This window comes from Bradyrhizobium liaoningense (assembly GCF_018130785.1).
In the GTDB taxonomy this organism is placed as follows: domain Bacteria; phylum Pseudomonadota; class Alphaproteobacteria; order Rhizobiales; family Xanthobacteraceae; genus Bradyrhizobium; species Bradyrhizobium liaoningense_A.
Window position 1 is genome coordinate 123,752 of sequence record NZ_JAFCJT010000019.1, and the last position, 18,198, is coordinate 141,949.

The window sequence follows — 18,198 nt, forward strand, 5'->3', positions numbered from 1 at the left end:
TCAGGTTTTGGTGACGTTGAGCAATGCATCGCGCGGCGCCGCAGCCGTTTGGCTGGGACGGTTAACCAGAAAAAGCCCAGCAATTACAAGGATCGCGGCGGCCCCGAATGTCAGGCTCAAGGTGTCGTGCATGATGAAATAGCTACCCACCACGCCAAACAAAGGGGTGATGAAGGTAAAAGCCGACAATTTGCTGGCCGAATAGGCCTTCACCAGTGCGAACCAAAGCGTGAACGTGGTTCCAACCACCCAGATCGCCTGGAAGGCCATCAGGCCGAGCGACAGCGGCGACGGGGTGTGGGTGATGGTCTCCCCGAACAGCCAGGCGGCGGTGCCGAGGATCGGGATCGAAATCGCGACCTGATAGCCGAGTGCCTTTTCCGGCGCCGCGAAGCGCAGCCTTGTGCCCTTGGCGACCAGCGTGGTCGCGGCCCAGAGCGAGGCGCCGAGCACGATCAGGAGATCGCCGAGCAGGACGTGGGAATCGACATTCGGCTGCGGCACGCCGATCGCGAGCGCGACGCCGGCGAAGCTCACCGCGAGGCCCAGCCATTGCGAGCCGCCAAGCCGCTCGCCGAGCATCTGATAGGAGCCGAGCGCGACGAAGAACGGGGCCGTGTAGAGGAACACGACCGCGCGGGAGGCGGACGTCAGGCGCAGGCCCTGGAAGATCAGCACGAACTCAATGCCAAACATCAACCCGGCGATCAGGCCCGGCTTCCACGTGCCGTCATTCTCGAAGAATTTGACGCCGCGAAACGTGCCGATGATGAACAGCACCGGCAACGCACCCATCGAGCGGATCATCGCCTGGAGCATCGGCGGCACGTCCGGCAGCACCAGCTTCACCGCGATCTGATTAAAACCCCAGGTCAGGCACAGCATGAGCATCAGGGCGATGGCGCCGGCACTGAGGGCGCGACCGGCGGACGGTATGGTTTGAGGTGCGGACATTTCTTCCCGAGATCCGGCTTTGCGCCGTTGTTGCTTCAAGACTTCTTCTGGCAATGGGTGCAGACGCCTGTGATCTCCACCACGGACAGTTTTGGTGCGAAGCCTGAGCTGCGCGCGGCGGTATTGAGATCCTTGGCAAAGGACGCCGACGAGATCTCGCCGACCAGGCCGCAGCGCTCGCAGATCAGGAACGCCACCGCCGAGGTCGCGTCATGGTCATGGGCCGCGCAGGCGAGATAGGCGTTGCGGCTTTCGATGCGGTGCACGAGGCCGTTGGCCATCAAAAAATCGAGAGCACGGTAGACCGTGATCGGCGCCGGCCGCTGCATCGACTTGGCCAGTTCGTCGATCACCTCATAGGCGCCGAGCGGCCTATGGCTGGACAGCAGCGCCCCCAGCACCTGGCGGCGTATAGGCGTGAATTTCTGCGCGCGCTGCTCGCAAACCGCCTCGGCATGCGCCAGCGCGTCCGCGGTGCAGCGGCCGTGATCGTGGTCAGGCGCGGGAAAGGCCGGCTTTGCGAGGGTCATGTGGCGCGTCTTCTAGCATTTCGGCGCGGGAACCCAAAGCACGACCGGCTGACTGGCTGCCAGCCATGCTCATCTCGCGGGACAGCGTCCCGTTAACCCGCCATGAAATAATCATAAGCTTGCTTATTATATCCAAGCTTATTGGAGACCAAGCTTATGACCCGCGGGTCTGTCGACCAGAACTTCCTGTTCACGCTCGGCGAGCTCTACCGCCTCTTGCGCGTCTATGCCGACAAGGAGGCATCGCGCTTCGGCATCACTCGCGCCCAATGGGCGGTGCTGGCCAAGGTCGAGCGCAGCGAGGGGATGAAACAGTCGGAACTCGCCGAGCTCCTGGAGATGCAGCCGATCACGCTGACGCGGCTGATCGACAAGCTGTGCGAGAGCGACTGGATCGAGCGCCGCAGTGACGCCTCGGACCGCCGCGTCAAACGCCTCTATCTGAAGAAGGCCGGGCGGCAACTGCTCGGCAAGATGAGCGGCCTGAAATCGGAGCTCACCGCGAACGCGCTCGACGGCATCAACCCGGCGGATGCGCACCGCCTTCTCACCCAACTCGAAACAATCAAGGAAAACGTGCGTAACGCGATCCAGGCCTCTGGGGCGGAACAAGCGCGTAAGGAGCAGCGCTATGGCTGATCAGGTCCTCAAATTCCCGCCCGAGCAGAAGGGCGACAGCGGCAAGCCCACCAAGAAGGCTGGCACCGAGCCGCGCCGCCGCCTGATCGCGGGACTGCGGCGCTATCGCCGCGTCCTGCTGATGGTCGTGCTGCCGATCGTCGTCGCCATCGGCGGCGTCACCTTCTATCTGCATGGCGGCCGCTATGTCGGCACCGACGACGCCTATGTCGGCGCGCAGAAGGTGCTGGTGACGCCTGACATCTCCGGCAAGATCGAGAAGGTCGTCGTGAAGGAAGGCCAGCTCGTCAAGCAGGGCGACGTGCTGTTCGAGATCGACCCGGTGCCGTTCCGCCTCGCGGTGGACGAGGCCAAGGCGCAGCTGATGCAGGCGCAGACGACCTATGACAACCTTCGCGCCAACATCAAGATCTACGGCGACATGCTCGACCTCGCCCAGAAGGGCGTCGACCTGAAGCAGCGCGACGTCGAGCGCAAGCAGGCGCTGGTGAAGAACAGCTTCGGCTCGCAGCTCGACCTCGACAACGCCTCGAACGCGCTGGTGACGTCAGGCTCGATCGCGCAATATGTCAGACAACAGATCTCGACGGCCAAAACGCAGCTGCTCGGCGACACCGACCTGCCGCTGGAGAAATTCCCGCCTTATGCGCAGGCCAAGTCCAAGCTCGACAATGCCGAGCGCAACCTCGACCACGCCGTGGTGCGCGCGCCGATGGGCGGCGTCGCGACGCAGGTCGAGCAGATCCAGTTGGGCCGCTACGTCACCGCGGGCATGGCCGTGTTTTCCATCATCGACGTCGCCCACCCCTGGGTCGACGCCAATCCGAAGGAGAGCGACCTCACCTACGTCACCGAGGGACAGCCTGTTACCCTCGAGGTCGACGCGTTCCCGAACCACGTCTTCAAGGGCAAGATCGGTTCGCTCTCGCCCGGCACCGGCGCGCAATTCGCGATCCTGCCGCCGCAGAACGCCACGGGCAATTTCGTCAAGGTGGTGCAGCGCGTGCCGATCCGCATCTACTTCGACGAGACCGACAAATACGTGCGGAAGCTGAAGGCCGGCATGAGCGTCTATGCCACCATCGACACCGGCCACAAGCGCTCGCTCGCCGGTCTGCTCGGCCTGTCGGCGACCGCGGGCCAGGACAAAGACCAAGACTGAGACAAGGACTGATCCGATGTCCGGCCCCAATGCCAGCCTGATGGTCCCCGGCCTGCGCCGGAACATGGTGACGATCTGCGCCATGACCGCGACCATCATGCAGGCGCTGGACACCACCATCGCCAACGTCGCTTTGCCCTACATGCAGGGCACATTGTCGGCGTCACAGGACCAGATCAACTGGGTCTTGACCTCCTACATCGTCGCCGCCGCGATCATGACGGCGCCGGTGGGCTGGATCTCCAACCGCTACGGCCGCAAGCGCGTCTTCATTATCTGCGCCGCCGGCTTCACCTTCGCCTCCGTGCTGTGCGGCCTGGCGCAGGACATCAACCAGATGGTGCTATTCCGCCTGCTGCAGGGCGTGTTCGGCGCGGCGCTGGTGCCGCTGTCGCAGTCGGTCATGCTCGATTATTACACGCTCCAGGAACGCGCCACGGCGATGTCGATCTGGGGCATGGGCGTGATGATGGGGCCGATCATGGGACCGTCGCTGGGCGCCTGGCTGACCGAGACCTATTCCTGGCACTGGGTGTTTTTCGTCAACCTGCCGTTCGGCGCGATCACCGTGCTCGGGCTCGCCGTCTTCATGGACGAGACCGACAAGAACCTCAGCCTGAAATTCGACTGGTTCGGCTTCGCCGCGCTGGCGGTCGGGATCGGCGCGCTCCAGCTCGCGCTCGACCGCGGCGAGCAGCTCGACTGGTTCGAGTCGGTCGAGATCGTGACCGAGTTCGTGATCTCGGGCATCGCCTTCTATTACTTCTTCGCCCACTCCTTCACGACGTCGCGTCCCTTCATCCAGTTCGCGCTGTTCAAGGATCGGAACTTTCTAACCGGCTGCATCTTCATGACGGTGATGGGCCTCGTGCTGTACTCGACCATGGCGCTGGCCTCGCCCTATCTGCAGAACGTCATCGGTTATCCCATCATGACCGCCGGCGGCCTGCTCGCGAGCCGCGGCTTCGGCACCTTCTTCGCGATGATGATGGTCGGCCGGATCATGCGCTATATCGAGGCGCGCACGCTGATCATCTGCGGCCTGATGCTGACGGCGGCCTCGCTGTACCAGATGACCGGCTGGACCGACCTGACCCAGGTGCCGGAGATCGTCATCGTCAGCGTGATCCAGGGCTTTGGCTTCGGCCTCGTCTTCGTGCCGCTCTCGACCGTGTCGTTCCTTACGCTGCCGAACCATCTGCGCACCGACGGCACCTCGATGCTGACGCTGCTGCGCAACGTCGCGAGCTCGGTCGGCATCTCCATCGTGATCGCCCAGCTGACGCAGGGCACGCGCAAGACCTACGCAATCCTCTCCGAGCACATCAACCCGTTCAACCACGCGCTGCAGATGCCCGACGTCCGCGGCCTGATCAACCTCTCCACCGACGCCGGCCGCGCCATGGCCGACCGGATGGTGAGCGTGCAGGCGCAGATCATCGCCTTCGCACACGACTACATGCTGGTGATGATCTTCATCCTCTGCACCATCCCGCTCGCCCTGATGATCGGCTCGACCAAGGCCACGCTGCGCAAGCAGTCCGCGGGACCGGAACATGCGGTGATGGAGTAGTAGCAGGTGTCATGCCCCGCGAAGGCGGGGCATCCAGTACGCCGCGGCTTCTCCGAATCCCACAACGTCTCTGGAATACTGGGTCGCCCGGTCAAGCCGGGCGACGACAGCGAATTTGTGGCACGAGCTACGACAACAACTCCTCACAGCCCAAATCGTCCACCGCCATCATCACCCGCTCCAGATTATTCCACCAGATCAACGGCGGGATGTTGATGCTCCATTGCCAGACCGGCCTCGTGATATGCCAGAGCACCGACCAACGGTAGTCGCGATCGAGCGCACCACGCGTGTAGCCCGTGATGCCGCTTTCAACCAGCGTATCATGGTAGAGATTGAGCAGCGAGCGTTCGAGCGCCTGCCTTCGTTCCGGATACCATTGCATCGCCATCATGTAGGCGAGGTCGCCGGTCGGAACGTTGATGCTCCACAGGTCGAAATCGAAGATGCGCACGGTATCGGCAACGCCTGCGCGCGGGAGCAGGAAGTTCCAGGCATGGGCGTCGCCATGGGTGATGCTGAGATGACGGCGTGAATGGTAACGCTGGGAGAGCCGTTCCGACTGATCGATGAGGCGACGATAGAGGATGCGCCGCTCCTCGCTGAGGCGATCCCCGAGCAGATCGGCAAAGCGGTCATAATGGCCCGCAAACGTCTCCATGTGCTGCGTGCTGTCCTCGGTGCTCGCCCAGGTGCCGACGGTATCGCCGAGGCTCGGATGGTCCCACCATGCCGCATGCCACCGGGCGAGCGTGGTGACGATCGAGAACATCTGCTCACGCGACGGCGGCAACGGCCAAGCCGTCGCGACTTGGTGGCTGTCAGTGAAGTCCTCGAGCAGAAGATGCCAAGTGAGGCTGTCCTCGTCGAAATGCCCGTCGAAGCAGCGGGGCACGAGTCCCGACGGCATGCTCGGCGTCAGCTGCGTGTAATAGGCGACCTCGCTCCGGCCGCCATTGGCAAGCGTCTGCGCGAACGCGGCATTGGCGGTCTTCAGGATCAGCGATTGCGGGGCGCCGGCGGATTCTCCGACATAGCGCAGGGCAAGGCGGATGATGTGCGACACGACCGTGTCGCGCTGATGCAGCACCTTCACCTCGCGGACGGCGCCGGCGTCCAGCACGCCGCTCCTGCGTAGCGCGGCCGTCAATCGGGCGGGCTCAGCGACCGCCGGCAATTGTGGAGGTGTCATGAACCACGATGCCCCTATCCCGCGCCATACTGCACGATCACGCGCCCAGGCACCAGCGGCAGACCTCGCGCCCGACTCAAGCCGCAGCGGTCGAGTCGCGCACGGTCCTCACCACGACCGACCGCAGCGATTCCAGGTTGGCCGCCATGCCGGCAATCGCCTGCCTCACCTCCGCGGCGCGCTCGTCCACCGAGGCGGCATCGCGGCTGACATTGGCGATCTTGGCCGAGACCTCCTTCGCAGCGGAGGCCGATTCGGAAATCGACCGCGCGATCTCCCGCGTTGCGGTGTCCTGCTCCTCCATCGCCGCCGCGACCGAAGTCGCCACGCCGTCGATCTCGACGATGTGGCCTCCCATCGTCTCGACGGCATCGACTGCGGCCTGCGTCGAGGCCTGAACCTCGGCGATCAGGCGCCCGATCTCTTCGGTGGATTTGGCGGTCTGGTCGGACAGGGATTTCACTTCGGCCGCAACCACCGCAAAACCGCGGCCGGCCTCGCCGGCCCGCGCGGCCTCGATCGTGGCATTGAGCGCCAGGAGATTGGTCTGGCCGGCGATGCCGCCAATGAGGTCGGAGACCTCCGCAATCTTCTTCACCGCGCCCGCCAGCGCCTGGATGGTCGAACGCGCCTGCTCGCGGCCTGCGACCGCCGATTTGGTGACCGTGCTGGTCCGTGCGACCTGCGTTGCGATATCCCGGATCGAGGCGCTCAATTCTTCCGCCGCGGCCGAGACGGTCTGCGAGCTGCCCAGGGCCTGGGTTGACGCCGAGGCCACTGCCTGCGACTCCGCGGACAGCGAGCGGGCGATCTCGGACAGGCTGGAGGCGGCCCGTTCGACGCCTTGGCTTGCCACGCTTGCGGAATCGACCGAGCGGCCGGTCTCGCGCTCGACGGTCTCGGCCATCTGGTGCAGGGCGCCACGCTTGGCAGTCGCGGCCTCCTGCTCCTTCCGCAACTGCTCCTCGCGCAGGCGCGAATTCTCGATCGCCCCCTGCCTGAACACCTGGAGCGCACCCGCCATCGAGCCGACCTCGTCCTGCCGATGCGCGAAGGGGATGTCGGCGGCGAGATCGCCGGTCGCGAGCTTCTGCATCGCGTCCGTCATGCGCACGATCGGGCGCACCACGCCAAGTGCGACGCCGAGCAGGCCTGCGGCAATGAAGGCCAGGACGGCGGCGGAGACGCCGAGGAGAATGTAGAGGATCGAGCTGTCGCGGTCGGCGGCCAGCTTCTCCATATCGGCATTCTGCTTGTTGGCGCTCTCGACGATGCTGTCGATGACGGCGCGGTGCGCGGTATAGGCGTCCTTGAGCTGTGCATAGGCGCGTTCGGCGCCGGCGATGTCCTTGGCTTTGAGGGCCGGCAGCAGCTGGTCGGACAGAAGCTTCCAGAACTTCTGCACCTCGGCGTCGGATTTCGACACCAGCGCCGTCTTCAGATCGGTGGAGAGGCTGGAGGTGGTCCAGAATGCCTTGCGCTCGTCGTAATCCTTGCGGAGCTGGACCAGGCGTTCGCCGTGGGCCGCCAGCTGGTCGGGCTCGCGCATGGCGAGCGTGGCCTCGAGATACGCTTCGATCACATATTCGGGCGGCGGCAGGATGTCCGCGATGAGGTCGTTGCCGAGCTTGATGCCGGAATAAAGCGGACCGCCGACCTTGAGCTCGCGCAGGGCGTAAAGGCTGGTCGAGACGACCGCAGTAAAGCCGATGGCGAGAACGATGCCGAACGCAATGATCGCAGAGGACAAGGACAGGCGAATTTTCATGAAACAATCCGGGGCGCGCGTCGAAACGGCAGCGACCCTAGACGAACACGGTAAATACGGAATTGATTCACGCCGAAATTGTATCGCGCGAGCTCCGCAAAACTACGGGAACAGGACGTCAAACCATCGGTCTTGAGCCAGCGACGCTGATGCACGAACCTGGGACTTCAGGCCTGATCGCCAAGTGGCCGGCCTGGTTGCGCTGGATGAGAAACGCGTGGCGGCGACTCGACATCGCCGGCACGTGTCGCCTCAAACGTCGAAGAATACCGTCTCGTCGTCGCCCTGAAGTCGCAGGTCGAGCCGATAGACCGCTTTCCCCGCCTCGCGCGTCGCGATCAGCGTCGCGCGGCGATCGGCGGGCACGACCGCCAGCACGGGATCGGCGGCATTGCCGGCCTCGTCGCTGAAATAGATGCGGGTGTAGAGATGCCGCAGCATGCCGCGGCCGAACACCGCAAGGACGATGTGCGGCGCCTGTGGCTTGCCATCAGGGTCGGGCACCGCGCCCGGCTTGATGGTGTCGAAGGAATAATGCCCGTCCTTGTCGGTGCCGCAGCGGGCGAAGCCGCGGAAGCTGGCGTTCGGCAGCGCGCGCTTGTCCTGCGGGTCGGCAAAGCGCCCCTGCGCATCCGCCTGCCAGATCTCCAGCATGACATCGGGCACGGCGACGCCGTCGCCGTCGAATACGCGGCCTTCGATACGGACACGATCGCCCGTGACGTCGGGCGTGAGCGTCGAGTTGGTGAACGCGTCGTTCCAGGCGTACTCGCCATTCGGCGTCAGGCCGTATTTGAAGAACGGACCGACGGTCTGCGATGGGGTGATACCGTTGGGCTTCAGAGAATCCTGCACTTTAGTGGTTCTCCATAGGCGTGGCGTTCTTGCCGCGCAGCACGATGTCAAAGCGGTAGCACAGCGCCCATTCGGGCTGCGTGTTCTCGAGGTCGAATGACGAGACCATCCGCGCCCGCGCCTTCTCGTCCGGCACCGAGTTGAAGATCGGGTCGAACGGAAACAGCGGATCGTTCGGGAAATACATCTGCGTCACGAGGCGCGTGACGAAGGAATGGCCGAACACCGAGAGATGGATGTGCGCCGGACGCCAGGCATTGTGATGATTGCCCCAGGGATAGGCGCCGGGCTTGATGGTGACGAAGCGGTAGTAGCCCGCGGCATCGCTCACGGTGCGGCCCGCACCGGTGAAATTCGGATCGAGCGGCGCCGGGTGCTGATCGCGGACATGGACATAGCGGCCACATGAATTGGCCTGCCAGATCTCGACCAGCGAGTTCGGCACGCCGCGGCCGTCCTCGTCGCGGACATGGCCGTGCACGATGATGCGCTCGCCGATTGGCTCGCCGGTATGCTGGGTGGTGAGATCGCTATCGCCCTCGCGCACGGTCTCGTGGCCGTAGACCGGGCCAGTCAATTCCGACAGCGTGTGGCGCATCGGGATCAAGGGCTTGTTCGGCGCGCGCTTGATCGAGCTCTTGTATTCGGGCGACAGCGGCAGCGGATGCGCCTTGTTGCTGTCGACGGGATAGATGAATGTCATTGGCGAACTCCTCCCCGGCCATTTTGGTCCAGCCGGTCAACGCTTCCGCCGATCATTATAGAATATAACTAATCTAGGGAAGCCGGTTTCGAGGCTCCTTTTCTTCACTTCGCCCCGCTTGCGGGGAAAGGTCGGATTGCAAAGCAATCCGGGTGAGGGGGTACGGGTCCCACGGCCATCTCATCCGCGGCGAGAAACCCCTCACTCCACCCCTCTCCCTAAGAACAGGGAGAGGGGTGGATACAGTCTCAGTTCAGCTTCTCGATCGCGACCGCAACGCCCTGGCCGACGCCGACGCACATGGTGGCCAGCGCGAGCTTGCCGCCGCGCTTTTCCATGCCGTGGACGGCGGTGAGCGCGAGGCGCGCGCCGCTCATGCCGAGGGGATGGCCGAGCGCGATGGCGCCGCCATGCGGATTGACGAAATCGGCATCGTCGGCGACGCCGAGCTGGCGCATGCAGGCGATGCCTTGCGAGGCGAAGGCCTCGTTGAGCTCGATCAGGTCGAAATCACTGATCTTCTTGCCGAGCCGCTCCATCAGCTTGCGGGTCGCCGGCACCGGGCCGATGCCCATGATGCGCGGCGGCACGCCGGCCGAGGCGAGGCCAAGGATGCGGGCGCGAGGCGTCAGGCCGTGCTTCTTCACCGCGGCTTCCGAGGCGAGGATCATCGCGGCCGCGCCGTCATTGACGCCGGAGGCGTTGCCGGCGGTCACGGTGCCGGGATTGCGCACGATCGGCTTCAGCTTGGCGAGACCCTCCAGTGTCGTCTCGGGGCGCGGATGCTCGTCCTTGTCGACCGTAATCGGGCCGGCCTTGCCGCCGGGAATGGTGATCGGCGTGATTTCCTCGGCGAAATAACCCGCCGCGATCGCCGCACCGGCGCGCTGCTGCGAGCGGATGGCGAAGGCGTCCTGGTCGGCGCGCGAGACCTGGAATTCCTCGGCGACGTTCTCGCCGGTCTCCGGCATCGCGTCGACGCCGTACTGCGCCTTCAGCAGCGGATTGATGAAGCGCCAGCCGATGGTGGTGTCGAAGATCTCGGCGGAGCGCGAGAAGGCTTCCTGCGCCTTGCCCATCACGAAGGGCGCGCGGGTCATGGATTCGACGCCGCCGGCAATCGCAAGCTCGATCTCGCCGGACCGGATGGCGCGGCCGGCCGCGCCGACCGCGTCCAGGCCGGAGGCGCAGAGCCGGTTCAGGGTCTGGCCGGGAACCGAATCCGGCAGGCCCGCAAGCAGCAGCGCCATGCGAGCGACGTTGCGGTTGTCCTCGCCGGCCTGGTTGGCGCAGCCGAAGAAGACTTCGTCGACCTGTGCCCAGTCCAGATTGGGATGCTTGGCCATCAGCGCCTTGATCGGGGCCGCCGCGAGGTCGTCGGCGCGCACCTTGGCGAGCGAACCGCCGAAACGGCCGATCGGGGTCCGCACGGCATCGCAGATAAAGACGTCACGCATCGTTGTTCTCCCTGAATGCCGCGGTCCGGCCCAAATTCTTCAATGTCCGCGGAGTTTTAGGAGGGCGCCCGCGGCAGGTCAATTGACGGTTTCTTGCGTGTTCCGAAGGGCCCGGACGCCGCTAGCGCATGCCGCGGTGCGGACAACGTGGAAAACCCGCCCCATCCGGCCAAAGCGATAGGAGCACGGGGCGAAATTTTGTAGGTTGCGCCGCCCATGACAATGCAACAGCCCATCCCCGCGCCAGAACCCGAATCCACGCCCGCACCGCCGGCGGAAGCTGCCGCGCGCGTCACGCCGATGATGGAACAATATCTGGAGATCAAGGCGGCGCATCAGGGCTTGCTGCTGTTCTACCGGATGGGCGATTTCTACGAATTGTTCTTCGAGGATGCCGAGATCGCCTCCAGGACGCTCGGCATCGTGCTGACCAAGCGCGGCAAGCATCAGGGCAACGATATCCCGATGTGCGGCGTGCCGGTCGAGCGCTCCGAGGACTATCTGCATCGCCTGATCACCGCCGGCCACCGGGTCGCGGTGTGCGAGCAGACCGAGGATCCCGCAGCGGCGAAAGCGCGCGGCAACAAGAGCGTGGTGCGCCGTGGCGTCGTGCGGCTGGTCACGCCGGGCACGCTGACCGAGGACACGCTGTTAGATGCGCGCGCCAACAATTATCTGCTGGCGATCGCGCGCGCCCGCGCCTCCGGTGGCGGCGACCGTTTTGGGCTTGCCTGGATCGACATCTCGACCGCCGAATTCACGGTGATGGAATGTTCGGGCGGTGAGCTGGCCGCGACGCTGGCGCGCATCAATCCGAACGAGGCGATCGTCACCGACGCGCTCTACAATGATAGCGAGCTTGGGCAGACCTTGCGCGAGCTGCCGGCGGTGACGCCGCTGACCCGCGACGTCTTCGACGGCGCCACCGCGGAAAAGCGCCTATGCGATTATTTCGCCGTCGCGACCATGGACGGGCTCGCGCAGCTCACCCGGCTGGAAGCGACCGCCGCAGCCGCCGCCGTCACCTATGTCGACCGCACCCAGGTCGGCAAGCATCCGCCGCTGTCGCCGCCCGCGCGCGAGGCCTCGGGCGCGACCATGGCGATCGACCCGGCCACCCGCGCAAATCTCGAATTGACGCGAACGCTCGCGGGCGAACGCCGCGGCTCGCTGCTCGATGCGATCGACTGCACGGTGACCTCGGCCGGCTCGCGCCTGCTGGCACAGCGGCTGGCAGCGCCGCTGACGGACGCACCGGCAATCGCGCGGCGGCTCGATGCCGTCAGCACCTTCGTTGCGGACTCTGCCGCACGCGAGGACATCCGCAGCATCCTGCGCGGCGCACCCGACATGTCGCGGGCGCTGGCCCGTCTTTCGGTCGGCCGCGGCGGCCCGCGCGACCTCGCCGGCTTGCGCGATGGCATCATCGCTGCCGACCAGGTGCTGATGCGGCTTTCCGAGCTCGACCAGCCGCCGCAGGAGATCGCGGTGGTGATGGCGGCCTTGCAGCGTCCGTCGCGCGAACTCGCGGCTGAATTCGCAAGTGCCCTCGACGAGCAACTGCCGCTGATCAAGCGTGATGGCGGCTTCGTTCGTCAGGGCTACGAGCCCGCCCTCGACGAGACCCGAAGCCTGCGCGACGCCTCGCGCCTCGTGGTGGCCTCGATGCAGGCGCGCTACGCCGATCATACCGGCGTCAAGGGCCTCAAGATCCGCCACAACAACGTGCTCGGCTATTTCGTGGAGGTCACCGCGCAGCACGGCGACAAGCTGATGTCGGCGCCGCTGAATGCGACCTTCATCCATCGCCAGACGCTGGCGGGCCAGGTGCGCTTTACCACCTCCGAGCTGGGCGAGATCGAGGCCAAGATCGCCAATGCCGGCGACCGCGCGCTCGGACTCGAGCTCGAGATCTTCGAGCGGCTCTGCGCCAAGGCGCTCGATATCAGCGACGATCTACGCGCCGCCGCCCATGCCTTCGCGCTGCTCGACGTCGCGACCTCGCTGGCCAAGCTCGCGATCGACGACAATTACGTGCGGCCGGACGTTGATGACTCCCTCGGCTTTGCGATCGAGGCGGGCCGCCATCCCGTCGTGGAACAGGCGCTCAAGCGCAATGGCGAGCCGTTCATTGCCAATGCCTGCGATCTCTCGCCAACACCGGCGCAAAAATCCGGCCAGCTCTGGCTGCTCACCGGTCCCAACATGGCCGGTAAATCGACCTTCCTGCGCCAGAACGCGCTGATTGCGCTCTTGGCGCAGATCGGCAGCTTCGTGCCGGCGACGCGGGCGCGGATCGGCATCATCGACCGCCTGTTCTCGCGCGTCGGCGCCGCCGACGATCTCGCGCGCGGCCGCTCCACCTTCATGGTGGAGATGGTCGAGACCGCGGCGATCCTGAACCAGGCCGGCGAGCGCGCGCTCGTGATCCTCGACGAGATCGGCCGCGGCACCGCGACGTTCGACGGCCTCTCCATCGCCTGGGCCGCGATCGAGCATCTGCACGAGAGCAACCGCTGCCGCACGCTGTTCGCCACGCATTATCACGAACTGACCGCGCTCTCGGCAAAACTGCCGCGCATGTTCAACGCGACGGTGCGGGTGAAGGAATGGCAGGGCAATGTCGTGTTCCTGCACGAGGTGCTGCCGGGCTCGGCCGACCGCTCCTACGGCATCCAGGTGGCCAAGCTCGCAGGCCTGCCGCCGGCGGTGATCACGCGCGCGAAGTCCGTACTCTCCAAGCTGGAGGCACAGGACCGCGGCCAGACCGCACGGGCGCTGGTGGACGATCTGCCGCTGTTCGCCGTGCCCTCGCGCGCCGCCGCGGAAGCCGCGCCGCCGAGCGAGGCCGAACTGCTGATGGACGCCGTGAAGGCGCTGCACCCGGACGAGATGTCGCCGCGCGAGGCGCTGGATGCGCTCTATGCGCTGAAGGCCAAGCTGCCGAAGCAGTGACAGCGAACCTTCCGCCTCCGGCGGTTACTTTGACCGACAAGCCATGAGGCGAGCCACGAAGCCGGGCTGTGTGCCGCAGGCGGAATTGCGAAGGCCTAGCCGTGTTCGCCGGCGTACTGGCCGTCAGCGGCCCGCCCTGGCAAACGGCTCGATCAGCTTCAAGGTGGCGGTTAGGCGGATGCTGCGCTTGCCGGCAAGCGCGATCGCTTCCATGTCGGCGCCCTTATCATCGCAGTGGCCGGAGAAGCCGATGCCCACCTCATAGCCACCGAACAAGGGATGCTCGCTCTTTGCCAGCGTGTGTTCCTGATTGACGAATTCGCCTTTCCAGCGACCGTTAGCCGAAGAATAGGCGCCGAGATAATAGAAGAAGGCATCGCCGCCGAGGATGCGGCCGTCGCGCAGCAACATCACGCCGGTATGGCCACCGGTAATTCCATCCAGCATCCGGATGTCGATCGAATAGAGTCCGCTGACGATGCCGCCCTCGCCGACCGCACCGGGCGGGGGAACGTCATCGTCGCCGAGCGGCGTCATCACGGCGCGAAACACCGAGGCGTCCTCGACCACTTCTCCCTCGAAGCGGTAGAGCTTGCCCTGCTGTCGACCGCGAATGCTGATTGTGACGGCGTCGGAACTGACCAGCGACCTGTGCTGCGGCGACCGGCTGTGGCGCTTCGTCCGGAGCCTGGCGACGATCTCGCCGTTCACAATCTCGTAGGTGCCGAGGTGGGCGAAGGCCGTGTTGCCGCCAAGCATTTTCCCGGCATGGGCGTACAGCACGCTGCGGCCGGAGCCGTCGTTGATATCGTATTCGACTTTGTACAATCCCTCCACCGCACGCCCCGATCTTGCTCAGTTACCAGTTTAGCGGGTCTGCCAGCCCCGGTAACTAACTATCCTGACGCAGGGCTGAGGTCCCAAAGCGTAGCGTACCTCGCCTTAGGAAGCGCGGCGCGGCCGATGCATCGGCCTCTTCCGTCGTCCCATCCACCACAGCGTCAGGTTCCAGCCGATGCAGGTGGCGAGCCCCATGCTGAGGCCGATTGCGGAGCCGAAGTTTGCGGCGCCGAGATGCAGCACCGCGATCGCCGTGCCGAAGCCGAGCAGGCCCCAGGCGGAGTTGGCGAGCACGGCGGCGGTCGGCGGTCCGCCGATGCGCGGGTGCAGGATCACCATCATGCTGGTGAACACGATCGGGTAGAGCGCGATGACGCCGGAGACGCGCGGGCCCACCCAGCCCGAGGTCGAGACCACGATCGCAACCAGCGTCGCGACCAGCGAGGCGCGGAATGGAATGTCGTACCAGCGACGCGTCACCAGCGGCATCTTCACATGGCGGTACCTTGCGAGCAGCGGAATGCAGATGCCGAACGCGACCAGGTTGACGGCAAGCCCGGCGATCAGGGTCCAGTCGAACAGGCGGATGATGGAAGCCAGCACGATCCACACGGCAACTGCGCTTCCGGCACTCACCAGCAGATTGTTCCGCTGCGCCAGCACCACATAGGTGAGCCCAAGGACGATCGTCGCGGCGTTGACCGGAAGGCTCGACAGCGCGCCTTGCGCGATGAAGGCGGCGTCATGATCGAGCGCGAGGAAGACGTAGGAAGGACCGGCCGAGATCGGCAAGGTCGCCACCAGTCCGCCGATCACCGGGCCGGTGCGCTCGGCAATGAACGACGCTGACACGACGAATGCCGCGGCGATCGCCATGCGCAGCACGAGGAGGAGGATGAAGTGGAGCTCGGGGGGCATTTAGCGCGGTGTTTTTTACCCTCCCCTGGAGGGGGAGGGTCGGCTCGCAGCGCGTCAGCGGTGCGAGACGGGGTGGGGTGATCTCTCAACACGGGCAGTGTGCGACGTGGAGAGACCGTCATCCCACCCCGCTCGCGCTGCGCGCGATCGACCCTCCCCCTCCAGGGGAGGGCAAAGAGAGCTACATCCGCTGCATCGACACCGAAACCTTCGGGCCGTTCTTGATGGTCTGGTAGACCACGCAATAGCGCTCGGTGAGTTTGAGCAGGAGATCGAGCTTGTCCTGCGGCGCGTCGGTGTCGACCTCGAAGCGCAGGCGGATCTCGGCGAAGCCGACCGGGGTCTCCTTGTCGACGCCGAGCGTGCCGCGGAAATCGAGATCGCCCTCGGCATAGACGTTGCCGGTCTTCAGCGGGATCTCGATTGCGGTCGCGACCGATTTCAGCGTGACGCCGGCGCAGGCGACCAAAGCTTCCAGCAGCATGTCGCCGGAGCAAAGCTCGAGGCCGGAGCCGCCGGTGGCGGGATGCAGGCCGGCAAGCGCGATGGCGCGGCCGGTTTCGACCTTGCAGGCGATGCCTTCGCTATCCGTCGAGCCCTTGGCCTTCAGCGTGATCATCGCGGTCTTGGGATCGGTCTTGTAGCGTTCCTTGATCGGGGCCTGCATCTGGCGCAGTTCTGCGGCGTCCATCTTGTTCTCTCCCGGAAAAATCGCTCTTCGATGTACCGGCTTGGAGAGAAATTGTCACCACCACATGGCCTGACCGGGACCCTGGGTTGCGTCACGGTCGGGCACGCTGCGGTCGAGGGAACGGTCGAGTGACGTCAGCACACTTCGCTTGAAATTCTCGAACAGCGGCGAATTACGGTCGCGCGGCCGGCCCAGATTGATCTCGATCTGGTCGAACAGCCGGCCCGGCCGCGGCCGCATCACCAGGACGCGGTCGGCCAGCACCACGGCCTCGTCGACATCATGCGTGACGAGGATCAAGGTCGGCCGCGTGTCGGCCCAGAGATCGAGCAGATGATCCTGGAGATCCCTGCGGGTGAAGGCATCGAGCGCGGAGAACGGCTCGTCGAGCAGCAGCACTTCGGGCTGCGGCACCAGCGCGCGTGCAATCGCGACGCGCTGCGCCTGCCCGCCCGAGAGCTCGCGCGGCCAGGCCTGCGCCTTGTCGGCGAGGCCGACGCGTTCGAGCGCGCGCGCCACCTTCTCGCGCCGCTCGGCCGCGGGCAGGTCGGCAAGGCCGAAGCCGATATTGTCGGCGACGCTGAGCCAGGGCAAAAGCCGCGGCTCCTGGAAGATGATGCCGATCTTGGCGTGCGGCGAATTGATCGCCTCGCTGTCGAGCGTCACGGCGCCCGAGCTGGCGCGGTCGAGACCTGCGATCGCGCGCAGCAGTGTAGACTTGCCGCAACCGGAGCCACCGATGATGGCGATGATCTCGCCCTGCCTGATCTCGGCGGAGAAGCGCGCCAGCGCCTGCACGCCGTTGGGATAGGTCTTGCTGACCCGGTCGAGCGCCAGCATCGCGTCAGGCTCCCTTCGCGCGGCCGAAGGCGTCCTGCCAGCGCAGGAAGGGCGCGGCACCGACCTCGATCAGCCAGTCGGTGAGCTTGCCGAGGATGGCGAAGATCACGATCGCGGCCAAAATCTGCGCAGGCTTGCCGAGCTGCTGGCCGTCGAGCAGCAGATAGCCGAGCCCTTCGGAGGCGCCGATCAGCTCGGCGGCCACCACGAACATCCAGCCCAGACCAAGGCCGACACGCAAGGACACCACATAGGCCGGCAGCACCGCGGGCAGCAGGATGCGGCGGATCATGGCGAACCCGGAGAGGCGGAAGGTGTGTCCGACCTCGACGATCTTGCGATCGACGGAAAGGATCGCGCCCATCACGCCGAGATAGACCGGGAAGAACACGCCAACCGCGATGAGCGCGATCTTCGAGGTCTCGAAAATGCCGAGCCAGAGGATGAACAGCGGCACCCAGGCCAGCGAAGGGATCGCGCGCAGGGCCTGCACTGTCGGATCAAAGAGCCGCCGCGCCAGCGACCAGTAGCCGGAGATGGCTCCGAACAGCGTGCCCGCGATGACGCCGAAGGCGAAGCCGAGGCCAACCCGCCACAACGTCGCGGCAATGTGACGAACCAGCTCGCCGGAGCGCGCAAGCTCGGCGATGGTGGCAAGCACGCGCGAGGGCGGCGGCACCAACCGGCCGTTGGACCAGCCAAGCCAGACCACGAGCTCCCAGCCGAGTGCCAATGCCAGCGGCAGCAAGATCCCAAGCATCGGCCGCACGTAGCGCGACAGCCGCGAGGGCGCAGCGGCGCTCTCGGCCGGTTCCGATGTCTGTTGCAGGACTGGCGCGTCGGAGATCATGGCCGGTAGGAAGCGCGTCTGGTCGGGGAATGCAAGGGCGCGCGGGCCGATTGCGGCGCCGTCTTCCCTTCTCCCCTTGTGGGAGAAGGTGGCGCGAAGCGCCGGATGAGGGGTTCGCTCCACTCGCAAAACTGCCCGTGAGGATAGAGACCCCTCACCCGGCTTCGCTGTCGCGAAGCCACCCTCCCCCTCCAGGTAGGGCTATCGCATATGGGCAAGGACGGAGAGGAGAAAGTCGTTATTCCACCTCGCCTGGAGCATTTTGTGGCTG

Annotated in this window: 16 protein-coding genes; 4 read left to right on the forward strand and 12 right to left on the reverse strand. The window is 65.5% G+C overall.

Going from position 1 to position 18,198, the window contains the following annotated elements; genetic code table 11:
• Complete coding sequence (locus JQ627_RS29115) at positions 1-954, reverse strand: DMT family transporter (protein ID WP_212487815.1); 954 nt, start codon at positions 952-954, stop codon at positions 1-3.
• A gap of 35 nt (positions 955-989) precedes the next feature.
• A complete protein-coding gene (locus JQ627_RS29120; RefSeq protein ID WP_212487816.1) occupies positions 990-1,484 on the reverse strand; it encodes a Fur family transcriptional regulator in 495 nt (164 codons plus the stop codon).
• A gap of 156 nt (positions 1,485-1,640) precedes the next feature.
• Here JQ627_RS29120 and JQ627_RS29125 point away from each other — a divergent pair, with 156 nt between their 5' ends.
• The 3 genes from JQ627_RS29125 to JQ627_RS29135 are packed head-to-tail and all read left to right on the forward strand — an operon-like array spanning position 1,641 to position 4,858.
• Positions 1,641-2,123, forward strand: a complete 483-nt coding sequence (locus JQ627_RS29125; protein ID WP_212487817.1) for a MarR family winged helix-turn-helix transcriptional regulator — start codon at positions 1,641-1,643, stop codon at positions 2,121-2,123.
• Complete coding sequence (locus JQ627_RS29130; protein ID WP_212487818.1) at positions 2,116-3,285, forward strand: HlyD family secretion protein; 1,170 nt, start codon at positions 2,116-2,118, stop codon at positions 3,283-3,285. Before JQ627_RS29125 ends, JQ627_RS29130 begins: the two co-directional genes overlap by 8 nt.
• 16 nt (positions 3,286-3,301) lie before the next feature.
• Positions 3,302-4,858: an MDR family MFS transporter gene (locus JQ627_RS29135; protein ID WP_212487819.1), complete on the forward strand. Its 1,557-nt coding sequence runs from the start codon at positions 3,302-3,304 to the stop codon at positions 4,856-4,858.
• A gap of 127 nt (positions 4,859-4,985) precedes the next feature.
• On the opposite strand, the gene JQ627_RS29140 is transcribed toward JQ627_RS29135, so the two are convergent.
• The 5 genes from JQ627_RS29140 to pcaF all read right to left on the reverse strand — a co-directional run bounded on the left by JQ627_RS29140 (position 4,986) and on the right by pcaF (position 10,833).
• Positions 4,986-6,050 carry a phosphotransferase gene (locus JQ627_RS29140; protein WP_212487820.1) on the reverse strand — a complete coding sequence of 355 codons (1,065 nt, stop codon included), beginning with the start codon at positions 6,048-6,050 and terminating at the stop codon, positions 4,986-4,988.
• Positions 6,051-6,126: 76 nt separating this feature from the next.
• The gene (locus tag JQ627_RS29145) at positions 6,127-7,818 is read right to left on the reverse strand and encodes a methyl-accepting chemotaxis protein (protein WP_212487821.1); all 1,692 of its coding nucleotides are present in this window, start codon (positions 7,816-7,818) and stop codon (positions 6,127-6,129) included.
• A 252-nt stretch (positions 7,819-8,070) separates the two neighbouring features.
• Entirely contained in the window at positions 8,071-8,673 is a 603-nt protein-coding gene (gene pcaG / locus JQ627_RS29150; RefSeq protein WP_212487822.1) for a protocatechuate 3,4-dioxygenase subunit alpha, read from the reverse strand.
• A gap of 1 nt (position 8,674) precedes the next feature.
• Positions 8,675-9,376, reverse strand: a complete 702-nt coding sequence (pcaH, locus tag JQ627_RS29155; RefSeq protein ID WP_212487823.1) for a protocatechuate 3,4-dioxygenase subunit beta — start codon at positions 9,374-9,376, stop codon at positions 8,675-8,677.
• Positions 9,377-9,624: 248 nt separating this feature from the next.
• Positions 9,625-10,833 carry a 3-oxoadipyl-CoA thiolase gene (pcaF, locus tag JQ627_RS29160; RefSeq protein ID WP_027542154.1) on the reverse strand — a complete coding sequence of 403 codons (1,209 nt, stop codon included), beginning with the start codon at positions 10,831-10,833 and terminating at the stop codon, positions 9,625-9,627.
• Between the two features lie 216 nt (positions 10,834-11,049).
• On the opposite strand from pcaF, the gene mutS reads away from it, so the two are divergent.
• Positions 11,050-13,788 carry a DNA mismatch repair protein MutS gene (mutS, locus tag JQ627_RS29165; RefSeq protein ID WP_212487824.1) on the forward strand — a complete coding sequence of 913 codons (2,739 nt, stop codon included), beginning with the start codon at positions 11,050-11,052 and terminating at the stop codon, positions 13,786-13,788.
• A gap of 123 nt (positions 13,789-13,911) precedes the next feature.
• Here the strand turns inward: mutS and JQ627_RS29170 are convergent, their stop codons facing one another.
• From JQ627_RS29170 to JQ627_RS29190, 5 genes are all read right to left on the reverse strand, one after another.
• Entirely contained in the window at positions 13,912-14,625 is a 714-nt protein-coding gene (locus tag JQ627_RS29170; protein ID WP_212487825.1) for a hypothetical protein, read from the reverse strand.
• Positions 14,626-14,730: 105 nt separating this feature from the next.
• Entirely contained in the window at positions 14,731-15,546 is an 816-nt protein-coding gene (locus tag JQ627_RS29175; RefSeq protein WP_212487826.1) for a hypothetical protein, read from the reverse strand.
• 181 nt (positions 15,547-15,727) lie between these two features.
• Positions 15,728-16,237 (reverse strand): OsmC family protein, encoded by a 510-nt coding sequence (locus JQ627_RS29180; RefSeq protein WP_212487827.1) that lies wholly within the window; start codon positions 16,235-16,237, stop codon positions 15,728-15,730.
• Positions 16,238-16,291: 54 nt separating this feature from the next.
• A complete protein-coding gene (locus JQ627_RS29185; RefSeq protein ID WP_212487828.1) occupies positions 16,292-17,077 on the reverse strand; it encodes an ABC transporter ATP-binding protein in 786 nt (261 codons plus the stop codon).
• A 4-nt stretch (positions 17,078-17,081) separates the two neighbouring features.
• A complete protein-coding gene (locus JQ627_RS29190) occupies positions 17,082-17,927 on the reverse strand; it encodes an ABC transporter permease (protein WP_212487834.1) in 846 nt (281 codons plus the stop codon).
• Positions 17,928-18,198 lie beyond the last annotated feature (271 nt).

Coding starts and splice junctions, on each gene's coding strand:
- JQ627_RS29115 (WP_212487815.1), bottom strand. CDS start 954: ATGTCCGCACCTCAAACCATACCGTCCGCCGGTCGCGCCCTCAGTGCC.
- JQ627_RS29120 (WP_212487816.1), bottom strand. CDS start 1,484: ATGACCCTCGCAAAGCCGGCCTTTCCCGCGCCTGACCACGATCACGGC.
- JQ627_RS29125 (WP_212487817.1), top strand. CDS start 1,641: ATGACCCGCGGGTCTGTCGACCAGAACTTCCTGTTCACGCTCGGCGAG.
- JQ627_RS29130 (WP_212487818.1), top strand. CDS start 2,116: ATGGCTGATCAGGTCCTCAAATTCCCGCCCGAGCAGAAGGGCGACAGC.
- JQ627_RS29135 (WP_212487819.1), top strand. CDS start 3,302: ATGTCCGGCCCCAATGCCAGCCTGATGGTCCCCGGCCTGCGCCGGAAC.
- JQ627_RS29140 (WP_212487820.1), bottom strand. CDS start 6,050: ATGACACCTCCACAATTGCCGGCGGTCGCTGAGCCCGCCCGATTGACG.
- JQ627_RS29145 (WP_212487821.1), bottom strand. CDS start 7,818: ATGAAAATTCGCCTGTCCTTGTCCTCTGCGATCATTGCGTTCGGCATC.
- pcaH (WP_212487823.1), bottom strand. CDS start 9,376: ATGACATTCATCTATCCCGTCGACAGCAACAAGGCGCATCCGCTGCCG.
- pcaF (WP_027542154.1), bottom strand. CDS start 10,833: ATGCGTGACGTCTTTATCTGCGATGCCGTGCGGACCCCGATCGGCCGT.
- mutS (WP_212487824.1), top strand. CDS start 11,050: ATGACAATGCAACAGCCCATCCCCGCGCCAGAACCCGAATCCACGCCC.
- JQ627_RS29175 (WP_212487826.1), bottom strand. CDS start 15,546: ATGCCCCCCGAGCTCCACTTCATCCTCCTCCTCGTGCTGCGCATGGCG.
- JQ627_RS29180 (WP_212487827.1), bottom strand. CDS start 16,237: ATGGACGCCGCAGAACTGCGCCAGATGCAGGCCCCGATCAAGGAACGC.
- JQ627_RS29185 (WP_212487828.1), bottom strand. CDS start 17,077: ATGCTGGCGCTCGACCGGGTCAGCAAGACCTATCCCAACGGCGTGCAG.
- JQ627_RS29190 (WP_212487834.1), bottom strand. CDS start 17,927: ATGATCTCCGACGCGCCAGTCCTGCAACAGACATCGGAACCGGCCGAG.